Below are 13,005 nucleotides of genomic sequence, written 5' to 3' on the forward strand. Positions count from 1 at the left end.
CTCGTTCCGGATGACGAATGGTCGTGTCCGCGCCAACGGCCCGTCAATGGGTGTGCGTCACCCAGTCGGTGAACGAGTGTCAGGCGTCGTGGAGCGGCACGGGGAGGAGGCCGGAAGCCGGTCGGCGGAGCGGGAGGGACGTCGGCTCAGTTGTCCGGCGAGCGCAGCACACGCAGGTGGCCGCGGCGGGCGACCTCCATGGGGTCTGCCGTACGGGCCCCGCCGCCCGCCTCGGCGGCGCGCTCCTGAGGGCGGGCCGCCTCGCGCACGGCGTTGGCGAGCGCTTCCAGGTCGTCGCCGCTGGGACGGGCGGGGGCCGAGCCGTCGATGAGACGGACGACCTCCCAGCCGCGCGGTGCGGTGAGGCGCTCGGAGTGCTCGGCGCACAGGTCGTAACAGTGGGGCTCGGCGTAGGTGGCGAGCGGGCCGAGGACCGCGGTCGAGTCGGCGTAGACGTACGTCAGCGTCGCGACGGCGGGTCGGCCGCAAGCGGTGCGCGAACAGCGACGTACAGGGCTCACGACGTTGGACGGTACCGCACTCTTGAGCGGGCCGCGACGACTCTCCGCCAGGTCACTCCACCGTGTCGTGATGTGAACCCTCCCATACACCACTCTGGACAAGCCGTTTTGACCTGCATGAACACCCTTGTGCCGCCTGCGGGCCGGGTGGCCCCCTGTCGCCGATCGGCACAAACCGCGTCAATTGCCTTGAGGCCGACGGTCTCAGAAAGATACGGAAACGAGCCCAACCATGACCGGAACGGTCATCGGGCGACATGCCGCATGAGGCCGGATGTCATCGCTCCGCCGCGCGCGCGGGGGCGCGGAGGCGGGGGCGCGGAGATCGTCCGCGGCGTGGTGGCGGCCGGGCGCGCGGGCCGGCCGAGGACTACGCTTCACCGGTGATGGACAACCGTGTACCGCCCCGCGCCGCAGGCCCCGGGCCCCGTCGCCGTGATCGCCACGGACGGGGCATGCGCGGGCCCATCGCTCCCCCGCAGGTGCCGCTCGCGGCGAGCCGTGCCGAGGCGTTCGCGGACCTCGTGCAGGACTCCGTGGAGCGGCTCGAGCGGCGTTGGCCGCAGCTGGCCGACATCGACTTCCTGGTCCTCGAGGTGCCGCGGCTGAACGCACGGACGGAGTGGAGCGACGAGGCGGTTCCGCTCGGCGGCACGGTTCCCACGCGCGAGGGACACCGGGCGCGGGTCGTGGTATACCGGCGGCCGGTGGAGATCCGCACGAAGGGGCGCGACGAGCGCGCGGCCCTGGTGCACGAGGTCGTCGTCGAGCAGGTGGCGGAACTGCTCGGGCTCACCCCGGAGACGGTCGACCCCCGCTACGGCGAGGACTGAGTCCGCGCTCCAGAACCACCCGCGCGCGTGACACGACAGGGGCGGCGGCCACCCGGCCACCGCCCCTGTGTTGTCCTTCTGTTGTCCCTCTGCGCTGTCCGCCTGATACGGGACCTACTTCTGCAGGACCGACAGATCCTGGTCCGCCTTCGGCACCGCCACCATGCCCCGGTCGTCCGGGAGCGTCTGGACGGTGAAGCCGGGCACGCTTCCCTCGGTGGCTGCCAGGGTGCGCGCGGCGTAGACCGGGCCGCCGGAGACCGGCTCGACCGTCAGGGCGTATGTGCCCTTCAGGCCGGACGGGACCGGGGCGGCGACGTCCTGGGTGGTGCCGGCCTTGATCGTGTACGTCTTCGTCGCCGGGGAGCCGCCTTCGCTGCCCGCCGACGCCGTGACCTTGACCCGCGCGTCGCCCTTGGGGGCGGTGAGGGACAGCGTCGTGCCCTTGCCGCTGTTGTCCACGGCCGACGCGCGCGTGCCGACCGGGCTCGTGGCCGGGATGAAGGCCGTCTCCTGGTTGCCGGGCTTGCCCCGGATCACGCGGAGGGCCGCCACCACGGGGACGGCGCGGTCGGTGGGCGTGAGGACCAGGGAGCCCGCCTCGCCGCGCGTGAGGGCACCGAGGTCGACGGCCGTCGTCATGCCGCCCTTCACGTGCAGCGTCTCGTTCCCGGCCGGGGTGATCAGACCGTGGGGGGAGGCCAGGCGCACCTTCAGGTCCGCGTCGGCGTCACGCGGCGTGAAGGCGATGAGCCGCACCGAGGTGGCGTCCTTGGGGATGCCCGGCAGCACCAGGCTGCCCGCCGGATCGGTGGACGCGGGCAGCCAGTCGCCGCCCAGCTGGTCGTCCAGGGCCAGCACGCTGGCGCCGACCCGGCCGCTGCGGACGCTCACGTGCACGGTCAGGTTGTTCTCCTGCTGGTCCGAGAGCGTGGACAGCAGGACCGGCTTGGAGGCGTGCGGCTGGACGGTCAGGCCCTCACCCAGGGTGGACTTGACCGCGCCATCCTTGCCGTACAGCTCGATGTCGACGACGGCGGCGCTGTCGTCGGGGTTGACCAGGTGCACGTAGTCGGTGCGGTCGGCGGCCGTGCTGGCGCCCGGGAACCAGAAGTCCGTGTCCGGAGCGCTGCAGTTGACGCCCTGGAGACCGCGGCCGGTGCCCACGGCGACCTCGGTGGTCTGCTGGACGGTCCAGCCCGGCGCGAACCTGCCGTCGGCGGTGCCGACGAGCGCGGGCGTGTCGGAACCCGAGGTGTCACCGGTGGCCGGTGTGCCCGGGTCCTTGGGCTTGAGGGCGGGATCGGCGCCGCTGCTCGCGCGCTTGCCCTTCTGCGAGCCTCCCGTACCGTCGGCCTGCTCGGCAGCGGGCTGGAGTTCGGCCTTGCCGCCGCTCTCCGCGCCCTTGGTGACCGGAGTGAAGGACGTGTACGACGTGTCGGCGATCTCGGAGAGGCTCGGCGCCGGACACACCAGGCTCGTGCGCTGCACGGGCAGTCGGGCGGCCGCCTCGGCGGTGCCCGCGCTCGACGCGTCGGGCGCGTCGAGGGCCGCGAATGCGGTGACGGCGGCGAGGGCGGCCGTGCCGGCGAACAGGGACAGGGTCGTGCGGTTCACTGCTGGCTCCCGTCGGGACGCTCACTGCCGGTGCCGTGGGGGTGGGGCTGCGTCGGGTCGTACGCCGGGTCGTAGCCCTGCTGGTACGCCGGGTCGTACGCGCCCTGTTCGGCCTGGCCGCCGTACCCGTAGGGGTCGTACGCGGCGTTCTGGTACGGGTCGGCCGGGTATCCCTGCGGGTCGTAGCCGCCGGCCGGGTGGCCGGTGCCGTCCTGGTACTGCTCGCCGTCGTAGGTGCCGTACTCGGCGCCCGCGTAGGCCGGTCGGTCCCAGTCGCCGTACGACGCCTGGTGCGGCACGGCGGCCGGGGCCTCCTGCGGAGGAGGCGGCAGGGTGCCGGGCGCGGACTCCTCCGCGGCGGCCTGGGCCACCTCCTCAGCCTCCGCCTGGGCGCGCAGGCGGCGGGCACGGCGGCCCTCCCCCGCCTCGGCCAGGGGAGCCGGCTCCTCGGGCAGGTCGTCGTCGACGTCACGGCGGCGGCCCGGCAGCGCGAGCACGACGAGGACGACGGCGAGCGCGCCCTGGACCCACAGCCAGCCGGTGTGGCCGATCGGGTCGTCGAAGGTGACGTCCAGCTTGCCGCCGGAGGCCGGGAGTTCGAAGCCCTGGGCCCAGCCGTCCACCTTGGTGGGTGTGAGCGGCTTGCCGTCCAGGGTGGCGGTCCAGCCGTCGGCGGCGGTGTCGGCCAGGCGCAGGACGCGGCCGCCGGAGCCGGTCGGGATCGTGGTGTGGATCTCCACGGGCCCGGCGGCGACGGACCGCGCGGTGCCCGTACCGGAGGCGGTCACGATCGCCGCGCGCGAGACCTGGCGGTCGACCCGCCACAGCCCGCTGCCGTCCTGCTGGCTCAGCCGGCTCAGGCCGGGGGTGGCGTCGAGGACGCGGCTGACCTGGCGCGGCGCGCCCTTGTGGACGAGGACGTAGCGGACGGCGAATCCGCCCAGCTGGTTCGCCTGGTCGGCGCCGGAACCGGCGACGAGGTTGGCGACGACCTTGTCGAGCTTGGTGTTCTGCCCGTCGGCGACGGCCAGTTCGCCGTCGCCCATGCGGGCGCCCGAGCCGCGGACGAGGGTGTAGCGCACGCGCGCGGCGGAGTCGCTGTCGAGGACGAGGGTGCGGGCCTGGTCGCGGGTGCCGCTCTCCTCGGCGACGAACGCGGGGACCTGCACCGGGTCGCGCCGCTCCACGGGACCGTCGGCGCCGCCGATCATCCACGTGGCGGCGGCCAGCAGCGGGCCCACCGCCGAGGCGAGCGCGATCAGCGCGGCCACCGGCTGGCGCCAGCCGAAGCTCTGCTCGGCCACCCGCGCGCGGGCACCGTCGGCGCCGAGCGCGGCGGCGGCGAGGAGCGCCATGCCGTAGACGAGGGTCGCGGGACCGGCCCAGGCGGAGGCGTTGGCCAGGACGGCGAGGACGAGCGCCACCAGGGCGACCGCCCACGCGGTGCGGATGGCCGTCTGGCGCTCGGAGCGCAGCAGCGCGGCCAGGGCCGCCAGGACGATGCCGATCAGCGTCAGCCCGGACACCGTGCCGGGCCCGCCGGGGCCGGTGCCGAGCAGGTCGAGGGCGGTGGCGGCCGACGCGCCGTAGTCCAGGCCGGCCTCCTTGAAGAAGCCGAACGGCAGCAGCGTCAGCGACCAGGGCGCGAGGACCAGCAGCGGGGTGCCGAGCTGGGCCAGGAAGCGCAGGCCGTGGGCGACGATGTCGCGGCGCTGGAGGACCAGCACGCCGATCCCCAGGATCAGCGCGATCGGCCACACGATCGGCGTGAACGCGGTGGTGACGGTCAGCAGGAGGGCGTACGCCCAGGTGGCGCGCCAGCTGCCGCGCGTTCCTTCGGGGTGCGTCAGGCTGCTCGCGGCGATGCCCGCGCGCGCGATGAGCGGCAGCAGCGCGGCGAGGAGGGCGGTGCCGATGTGGCCGCCCGCGAGCGCGCCGGTGACGGCGGGCAGGAACGCGTAGGCGATGGCCGCCCACGCGCGGAGCAGGCGCGAGGTGACCAGCGGGCGCGAGGCGAAGTACGCGGTGAACCCGGCCAGCGGGACCGAACCGACCAGCAGGACCGTGACGGCGAGGCCCGTCGAGCCGAACAGCACGGAGGCGAGCAGCGCCATGACGACGAGGTACGGCGGCGCGGACGGGGTGCCGCCGGCGCCCACCGGGTGCCAGGCGTCGAGATAGCGCGACCACAGCTCGCCGACGCCGGCCGGGACCGGCAGCAGGGCGCCGCCCCCGAGCGCGCCCCCGCCGAGCAGGGCGCGGCAGGCGATGAGCGAGAAGAGCAGCAGGACAAGGAAGAGCGGCGGGCCGGGGTTGCGGGCGAGCCGCTTGAGGCGGGCGTGCCGCTCGGGCATGAGGAACTCGGCGTCGTCGGTGGAGCCGACGCCGCCGTGCCGCCCTGCGGAGGAGACCTCCGGGTCGGAGCTGCCGAAGAGGTTGCCGGCGACCTGTTCGACGGTGGCCCGCACAGTCGCTCCGGGCGGCGGGAACAGCGGCCGCAGTTCCTCCTTGCCGACCTGGGGCCGGCCGCGCGTGCGGCGCCCGGCGATGATCCGCTCGGGCCGCAGCAGGACGCTCAGCAGACCGCGGACCTCGTCGACGGCCTGTCCGGGGACCTTGCCGACGAGATAGGCGAGGGTCCGCAGGGCCGTGCCGAGCACGAGGCGCAGCAGCACCCAGGGCAGCACCGCCGTACGGACGTTGGTGAGGAGGGTGTAGACGGCGCCCGCCTTGTCGACCTTGTGCGGGGACGCGGCGGTGCGGCCCACGCAGTCGACGGTGCGGCGCTCGCGCGAGGAGGCCTCGGCGTGCCGTACGACGGCGTCGGGGGCGATGAGGACGCGGTAGCCGGCGGCGTGCGCGCGCCAGCACAGGTCGACGTCGTCACGCATCAGGGGCAGCCGGCGGTCGAAGCCGCCGAGCCGCTCGAAGACGTCGCGGCGGACCAGCATGCCCGCGGTCGAGACGGAGAGGACGGGCTGCACGTGGTCGTGCTGGCCCTGGTCCTGTTCGCGGCGGTCCAGGCCTGTCCAGCGGCGCCCGGAGTTGGCGATGGAGACGCCGACCTCCAGGAGCTGGCGGCGGTCGTACCAGCCGCGGAGCTTGGGGCCGACGACGGCCACGTCGTCGCGGCCGAGTTCCAGTTCGTTGTCCACGACCTGGAGCAGTTGGGCCAGTGCGTCGGGCTCGGGGGCGCAGTCGTCGTGCAGCAGCCAGAGCCACTGGACGGGTTCGCCGTGCGGGAGCTCCGGCATGTCGTAGGCGTCGTCGCGCCACGTGCGCGTGGCGGGGTCCCAGCTGTTGGGGCGCCTGAGGTAGGGCAGCTCGTCCGGCGTGAGGACCGGCGCGATCCGGCTCGCCTCCTCGACGGCCTGGCCGAAGCCGGTGCGCCGGGCGAGGTGCAGCACCTGCTCGTCTCCGAGCGCGGCGCCGACCAGCTGGGCGGACTCGTCGGCGCTTCCGGTGTCGGCGGCCACGGCGAACTGGACGGGGCGCTCCTGGCCGAGCAGCCCGTCGAGCGCTTTGGGCAGCCAGCGCGCGCCGTCATGGGAGACCAGGACGGCGGTCACGACATGGCGCGGGAACTCAGGTGTGGCAGCCGTCTCGTGGTGGGCTGCCGTATGACTGTGCACGGACATCGAGGTACGGGCCCCGGTTCGGTGGACTGTGGTGGACGCCTGTGCCCCGAGAGGGCAGCGGGGCGTCTCGGACGAGCGACCACACTATCGGCTGGGCATGACCGCGGCCCGCCGCCTGTGGACAACTCACCTGCGACGGGCCGTTCGTGACGTATGCGCATGTACGGGAGGACCGGACCTGTTCGGGACGACCCGGGCCCACGGCCCGGACCGCCGGGTCAGACGGCGGCCTTCTTGAGCCGGCGGCGTTCGCGCTCGGACAGGCCGCCCCAGATGCCGAATCGCTCGTCGTTGGCGAGGGCGTACTCGAGGCACTCGGAGCGGACCTCGCAGGCGAGGCAGACCTTCTTCGCCTCTCTGGTCGAGCCGCCCTTCTCGGGGAAGAAGGACTCGGGGTCGGTCTGGGCGCACAGTGCGCGCTCCTGCCAGCCGAGTTCCTCGTCCGCGTCGTCGACCAGCAGTTGCTGCACCAGCTCGGTCATGTGCGCCCCTCGTCTGTCTCGCGTCCCCGTGTGGCGGCCGTTACCGATTTCGGCTGAACGACACGAGTGAAATTACAAGTGTGCTGCTCCGGGCGAGTCAAGCCGAGATCTGCTATTGGGCCCGTTATTCACTCTGCGGAACCAAGGCTGTGCGGAAAGTGTTCAAATCGCCATAAACCTTGACACTCCGCGAGACCCGGGAAGGACGCCGATCCCACTGCTCCCTATAGGGAGCAGTACGGACAGGGACGCCCTGGAGTTCGACCGCGTTCCGGCGAGGCTCGAGCGCCCGGATGTGCGCGATGTGTCCCGGCCGGCCGATGAACAAACCTTTCACCTGACAGGTGAACCGGATGGGGTGAAATATGTCCCACATACCGGGCAGCCAGTTGACACCGCGCGTGTGAGCCGATCTCCTGGTGGGCATGCTCGCGCATTCGGCACTCACCTCGACCCGCACCGCCGGGTCCCACGGTGCTGCCCGCGCACGCTGTAGCTGTTGTTGCTGTTCCAGCTGTTGAGCCACGCGCGCTCCGGCTGTTCCTGAGTCCATCCCGACTCGGCCGCCGCTCACTTCCCGAGCTTCTGAGCCCTCATCCAGGGCCCGCCCCGCCCGCACCCCGGGCGAGCGCCACGCGACTTCCAGCCCCCGCTCTTCTCTTCGCCGAGGACTCCGCACCCCCATGAACAGCGACAACGACCTCCAGATCGCCGGCGACATCCTCGAAGTCACCCACCTCCTGCGGCCCCCGGGCGAACACCCGGCCACCATCGCCGAGTTCGTCGGCCTCGCCCGCTCCATCGCCGCCGACCGCTCCCAGTGGGAGCACCTCGTCCGGTACGACGCCACGACGCGCTGGTACCACCGGCTGCGCACCGGCCCCGGCTACGAGGTGTGGCTGCTGTCCTGGGTGCCCGGGCAGGGCAGCGGACCGCACGACCACGGCCCGTCCTCCGGTGTCCTGACCGTCCTGGAGGGCACGCTGACCGAGCGCACCCGCGACACCACGCGCGTGCTGACGGCGGGCGCCCAGCGGGTGTTCGCGCCGGGCTACGCGCACGAGGTGCTCAACACCGCGCTGGAGCCCGCGGTCAGCCTGCACGTCTACTACCCGGGCCTCACCGAGATGCCGATGCTCCCGCAGACGCGGCTCCGCTCGGCCGACGGGACCCCGACGGCGCCGTCCTGCGAGGCGCACACCGAAACCGGCGGCGGGGCGCGCCCGGTGACCGCCTGACGCCTTGTCGTACCCGCCTGCAACACTGGCCCACCCGTCGCCCGACCACCACCCCTCAACGAGTCAGCCTGACGGCTGACACACTGTTCCAATGCGCATTGTGGTTCTGGCAGGCGGCATCGGTGGTGCCCGTTTCCTGCGTGGTCTGAAGCGGGCCGCGCCGGACGCGGACATCACGGTCATCGGCAACACCGGGGACGACATCCACCTCTTCGGGCTGAAGGTCTGCCCGGACCTCGACACGGTGATGTACACGCTCGGCGGCGGCATCAACGAGGAGCAGGGCTGGGGGCGGGCCGACGAGACGTTCCACCTCAAGGAGGAGCTCGCGGCGTACGGCGTCGGACCCGAGTGGTTCGGGCTCGGCGACCGGGACTTCGCCACGCACATCGTGCGGACGCAGATGCTGAGCGCCGGTTATCCGCTGAGCGCGGTCACCGAGGCGCTGTGCGACCGCTGGAAGCCGGGTGTGCGGCTGATCCCCATGACCGACGACCGCGTCGAGACGCATGTGGCGGTCGACGTCGACGGTGAGCGCAGGGCGGTCCACTTCCAGGAGTACTGGGTGCGGATGCGGGCGGCCGTCCCGGCCGAGGCGGTCGTGCCGGTCGGCGCGGAGCAGTCCAAGCCGGCGCCGGGTGTACTGGAGGCCATCGCCCAGGCGGACGTGATCCTCTTCCCGCCGTCCAACCCGGTCGTCTCGGTCGGCACGATCCTCGCCGTGCCCGGCATCCGGGAGGCGATCGCCGACGCCGGGGTGCCGGTGGTGGGCCTGTCCCCCATCGTCGGTGACGCGCCCGTGCGCGGGATGGCGGACAAGGTTCTGGCGGCGGTCGGCGTGGAGTCGACGGCCGCGGCGGTGGCCGAGCACTACGGCTCGGGCCTCCTCGACGGCTGGCTCGTCGACACCGTGGACGCGGGCACGGTCGAGCGCGTCGAGACGGCCGGCATCCGCTGCCGCGCCGTCCCGCTGATGATGACCGACGAGGAAGCGGCCGCGCAGATGGCCCGCGAGGCGCTGACGCTGGCGGAGGAGGTGCGCGGGCTTGATCAGGACGGTGCCTGAGTACCAGGTCCGTGCCGTTCCCGGGATCCCCGAGATCCAGCGGGGCGACGACCTGGCGAAGCTGATCGCCGCGGCGGAGCCCGGGCTGGCCGACGGGGACGTGCTGCTCGTCACGTCGAAGATCGTCTCCAAGGCGGAGGGCCGCATCGTCGAGGCGGCCGACCGTGAGGCGGCGATCGACGCCGAGACCGTACGGGTGGTGGCCCGGCGCGGGCCGCTGCGCATCGTCGAGAACCGGCAGGGTCTGATCCTGGCGGCCGCCGGGGTCGACGCCTCCAACACCCCGCCCGGCACCGTGCTGTTGCTGCCAGAGGACCCCGACGCCTCCGCGCGCGCGATCCGCGACGGGCTGCGCGACGCCCTCGGCGTGAACGTCGGGGTCGTCGTCACCGACACCTTCGGGCGGCCGTGGCGCACCGGGCTCACGGACGTCGCGATCGGCGCCGCGGGCGTGCGCGTGCTGGACGATCTGCGCGGCGGCACCGACGCGCACGGCAACCCGCTCAGCGCCACCGTCGTCGCCACGGCGGACGAACTCGCCGCCGCCGGCGACCTGGTGAAGGGCAAGGCGGCCGGCCTGCCCGTCGCCGTGGTGCGCGGGCTGCCCCACGTCGTGGCCGGTGACCACGGGGAGGGGGCCCGGGCCCTCGCGCGCGTGGCCCGCGACGACATGTTCCGGCTCGGCACCTCCGAGGCGGTACGCGAGGCGGTCACCCAGCGGCGTACGGTACGGGCCTTCACCGACGAGCCGGTCGACCCCGGGGCGGTCCGGCGGGCGGTGGCCGCGGCGGTGACCGCGCCGGCCCCGCACCACACGACGCCGTGGCGGTTCGTGCTGCTGGAGTCGCAGGAGTCGCGCGTACGGCTGCTCGACGCCATGCGCGACGCCTGGATCGCCGACCTGCGCCGGGACGGCAAGTCCGAGGAGTCGATCGCCAAGCGGGTGCGGCGGGGCGAGGTGCTGCGCAGGGCGCCGTATCTCGTCGTCCCCTGCCTGGTCATGGACGGCTCGCACACCTACGGCGACGCGCGGCGGGACGCGGCCGAGCGGGAGATGTTCGTCGTCGCCGCCGGGGCCGGGGTGCAGAACTTCCTGGTCGCGCTGGCCGGGGAGCGGCTCGGCTCCGCCTGGGTGTCCTCGACGATGTTCTGCCGGGACGTGGTGCGCGAGGTGCTCGGCCTGCCGCAGGGCTGGGATCCGATGGGCGCGGTGGCGGTCGGACATCCCGCGGAGCAGCCGCGGCCCCGGCCGGACCGGGAGGCGGAGGCCTTCATCGAGGTGCGGTGACGGTGGCGAACGTGCGGTGACCATGCCGCACGAACGCCTAGTCTCTTAGGACGACTCGTCCCGTAGGACGGCTCCGCTCGTAGGACAACTCCGGCACCCCAGGGACCCCGCTCGTGGCAGGACGCTTCGCTCCGCGGCCCACGCGTACGACCGTGCGCGGTGGGCACGTCGGCGTACCCGCCGGGGTGCCGCGGCAGGCCGCGCAGGGCCAGGGGCGGGTGCGCCGGTGGCGGCCGGACGGCCCGCTCGATCTCGGGCTGGTGCTCGGCCCGCTGCGGCGCGGCCCGGGCGACCCGACGTTCCGCGCGACGCCCGACGGCTCCGTGTGGCGGGCCAGCCGCACGCCCTGCGGGCCGGGGACGCTGCGGGTGTCGTCGCACGGCACCGAGGTGCGCGGTGAGGCGTGGGGGCCCGGGGCCGAGTGGCTGCTGGAGCAGCTGCCGCGGCTGCTGGGGGCTGAGGACGACCCCGCCGCGTTCGCGCCCCGGCACCGGGTCGTCGCCCAGGCCCGGCACCGGCGGCCCGGGCTGCGGCTGACGCGGACCGGGCTCGTACTGGAGTCGCTGATCCCGTCGGTCCTCGAGCAGAAGGTCACGACGGTCGAGGCGTACCGCGCGTGGCGGCTGCTCGTGCGCCGGTTCGGGGAGCCGGCGCCGGGGCCCGTGGACGGGCGGATGTGGGTGATGCCCGCGCCGCGTACGTGGGCGCTGATCCCCTCCTGGGAGTGGCATCGCGCCGGCGTCGACAACAAGCGGGCGTCGACGGTCCTGCGGGCCGTACGGCTCGCCGCGCGGCTGGAGCAGGCGGCGGGGATGGCGCCCAAGGAAGCGCAGGCGCGGCTGGAGGTCGTGCCGGGGATCGGTCCCTGGACGTCGGCGGAGGTCGTGCAGCGCAGCCACGGGGCGCCGGACGCGGTGACCGTCGGGGACCTGCATCTGCCGGGCATCGTGGGATGGGCGCTCGCCGGGGACCGGCACGCGGACGACTCCGTCATGCTGTCCCTGCTGGAGCCGTACGCCGGTCAGCGTCATCGGGCGGCACGGTTGATCCTGCTGAGCGGGAGGGTGCCGGAGCGGCGGGGCCCACGGTTCCCTGTCGGGGACATCAGCCTGCTGTAGCCGCTCGACCAGTGGTTACGGAGCACTCCTTACAGGTCGGAAGAAAAGCGGAGCGCCCCCGCCGGGATGTGCGCGTCGCACCACACCCGTACCCCGTCCCGGAGTTCGTTGTCCGGGCCGATGACCGCTCCGTCGCCGACGACCACGCCGTCGAGGACCGAGCGTTCGCCGACGCGGGCGTGGGCGCCGATGAGGGAGTCGGTGATGACGGCGCCGGGTTCGACGACGGCGCCGGGGAGGATCGCGCTGCCGAAGACGCGCGCGCCCTCGGCGACGGACGCGCCCTCGCCGACCACCGTGCCGCCCGTCAGCTTGGCGTCGGGCGCGACCGTCGCCGTCGGCAGGACCAGGCGGTCGCCGCAGCGGCCGGGCACGGCCGGGGAGGGGGCGCGGCCCAGGACCAGGTCGGCGGAGCCGCGGACGAAGGCGGCCGGGGTGCCGAGGTCGAGCCAGTACGTCGAGTCCACCATGCCCTGCAGATGGGCCCCTGCGGACAGCAGGCCGGGGAAGGTCTCGCGCTCGACGGACACCACGCGGCCCGCCGGGATCGCGTCGATGACGGAGCGGCGGAAGACGTACGCGCCCGCGTTGATCTGGTCGGTGACGATCTCCTCGGGCGTCTGCGGCTTCTCCAGGAACGCCAGGACCCGGCCGGTGTCGTCCGTGGGGACGAGGCCGTACGCCCGCGGGTCGGTCACCTTGGTCAGGTACAGGGAGACGTCGGCGCCCGTCGAGGCATGCGTGCGCACCAGCGCCCCGATGTCCAGGCCGGTCAGGATGTCGCCGTTGAAGACCAGCACCGGCTCGTCGGGACCGGAGTGGAGGTGGGCGGCCGCGTTGCGGATCGCGCCGCCGGTGCCCAGCGGCTCCTCCTCCGTGACGTACTCGATGTGCAGGCCGAGCGCGGCACCGTCGCCGAAGTACGGCTCGAAGACCTCGGCGAGATAGCTGGTGGCGAGCACGATGTGCTCCACGCCCGCGGCTCGCGCCCGAGCCAGCTGATGGGTCAGGAACGGCACCCCGGCCGCGGGGACCATGGGCTTGGGCGTGTTGACCGTGAGCGGACGCAGCCGGGTGCCTTTGCCGCCGACCAGGAGGATCGCTTCTGTCACCTGTCGTCTCTGCTTCCTGCCGGGACCGGCCGAACTGTCTTTCGGCCGGCCAGTGTATGCAGACCGTGCGTCGACGCCCTCGATGGCCGCGC

General features: G+C 73.7%; 10 protein-coding genes. 5 read left to right on the top strand and 5 right to left on the bottom strand.

Annotated features, from left to right (window positions below; translation table 11 throughout):
- Positions 1-146: 146 nt before the first annotated feature.
- Entirely contained in the window at positions 147-521 is a 375-nt protein-coding gene (locus QFZ74_RS12565; RefSeq protein ID WP_307620900.1) for a DUF3499 domain-containing protein, read from the bottom strand.
- Between the two features lie 386 nt (positions 522-907).
- On the opposite strand from QFZ74_RS12565, the gene QFZ74_RS12570 reads away from it, so the two are divergent.
- Complete coding sequence (locus QFZ74_RS12570) at positions 908-1,354, top strand: metallopeptidase family protein (protein ID WP_307624129.1); 447 nt, start codon at positions 908-910, stop codon at positions 1,352-1,354.
- 114 nt (positions 1,355-1,468) lie between these two features.
- Here the strand turns inward: QFZ74_RS12570 and QFZ74_RS12575 are convergent, their stop codons facing one another.
- From QFZ74_RS12575 to QFZ74_RS12585, 3 genes are all read right to left on the bottom strand, one after another.
- On the bottom strand, positions 1,469-2,971 hold the full coding sequence (locus QFZ74_RS12575) for a DUF5719 family protein (protein ID WP_307620901.1): 1,503 nt from the start codon (positions 2,969-2,971) through the stop codon (positions 1,469-1,471).
- On the bottom strand, positions 2,968-6,609 hold the full coding sequence (locus tag QFZ74_RS12580) for a glycosyltransferase family 2 protein (protein WP_307620902.1): 3,642 nt from the start codon (positions 6,607-6,609) through the stop codon (positions 2,968-2,970). The genes QFZ74_RS12575 and QFZ74_RS12580 overlap by 4 nt, the downstream gene beginning before the upstream one ends.
- Before the next feature lie 218 nt (positions 6,610-6,827).
- Complete coding sequence (locus QFZ74_RS12585) at positions 6,828-7,091, bottom strand: WhiB family transcriptional regulator (RefSeq protein WP_003975777.1); 264 nt, start codon at positions 7,089-7,091, stop codon at positions 6,828-6,830.
- 683 nt (positions 7,092-7,774) lie between these two features.
- Here QFZ74_RS12585 and QFZ74_RS12590 point away from each other — a divergent pair.
- From QFZ74_RS12590 to QFZ74_RS12605, 4 genes are all read left to right on the top strand, one after another.
- Positions 7,775-8,329, top strand: coding sequence for a cysteine dioxygenase family protein (locus tag QFZ74_RS12590; protein WP_307620903.1), 555 nt, complete (start codon positions 7,775-7,777; stop codon positions 8,327-8,329).
- Positions 8,330-8,420: 91 nt separating this feature from the next.
- Positions 8,421-9,395, top strand: a complete 975-nt coding sequence (gene cofD / locus QFZ74_RS12595; protein WP_307620904.1) for a 2-phospho-L-lactate transferase — start codon at positions 8,421-8,423, stop codon at positions 9,393-9,395.
- A complete protein-coding gene (locus QFZ74_RS12600; protein WP_307620905.1) occupies positions 9,376-10,683 on the top strand; it encodes a coenzyme F420-0:L-glutamate ligase in 1,308 nt (435 codons plus the stop codon). The genes cofD and QFZ74_RS12600 overlap by 20 nt, the downstream gene beginning before the upstream one ends.
- Positions 10,684-10,796: 113 nt before the next feature.
- Positions 10,797-11,801, top strand: a complete 1,005-nt coding sequence (locus tag QFZ74_RS12605; RefSeq protein WP_307620906.1) for a DNA-3-methyladenine glycosylase — start codon at positions 10,797-10,799, stop codon at positions 11,799-11,801.
- 29 nt (positions 11,802-11,830) lie between these two features.
- On the opposite strand, the gene QFZ74_RS12610 is transcribed toward QFZ74_RS12605, so the two are convergent.
- A complete protein-coding gene (locus QFZ74_RS12610) occupies positions 11,831-12,913 on the bottom strand; it encodes an NDP-sugar synthase (RefSeq protein ID WP_307620907.1) in 1,083 nt (360 codons plus the stop codon).
- Positions 12,914-13,005: the final 92 nt, after the last annotated feature.

The sequence above is a fragment of the Streptomyces sp. V3I7 genome (assembly GCF_030817495.1).
GTDB lineage: Bacteria > Actinomycetota > Actinomycetes > Streptomycetales > Streptomycetaceae > Streptomyces.

What these genes read in the sequence shown, in the direction of transcription:
- QFZ74_RS12585 (WP_003975777.1), bottom strand. Translation starts at nt 7,091, where the DNA reads ATGACCGAGCTGGTGCAGCAACTGCTGGTCGACGACGCGGACGAGGAA.
- QFZ74_RS12580 (WP_307620902.1), bottom strand. Translation starts at nt 6,609, where the DNA reads ATGTCCGTGCACAGTCATACGGCAGCCCACCACGAGACGGCTGCCACA.
- QFZ74_RS12590 (WP_307620903.1), top strand. Translation starts at nt 7,775, where the DNA reads ATGAACAGCGACAACGACCTCCAGATCGCCGGCGACATCCTCGAAGTC.
- QFZ74_RS12570 (WP_307624129.1), top strand. Translation starts at nt 908, where the DNA reads ATGGACAACCGTGTACCGCCCCGCGCCGCAGGCCCCGGGCCCCGTCGC.
- cofD (WP_307620904.1), top strand. Translation starts at nt 8,421, where the DNA reads ATGCGCATTGTGGTTCTGGCAGGCGGCATCGGTGGTGCCCGTTTCCTG.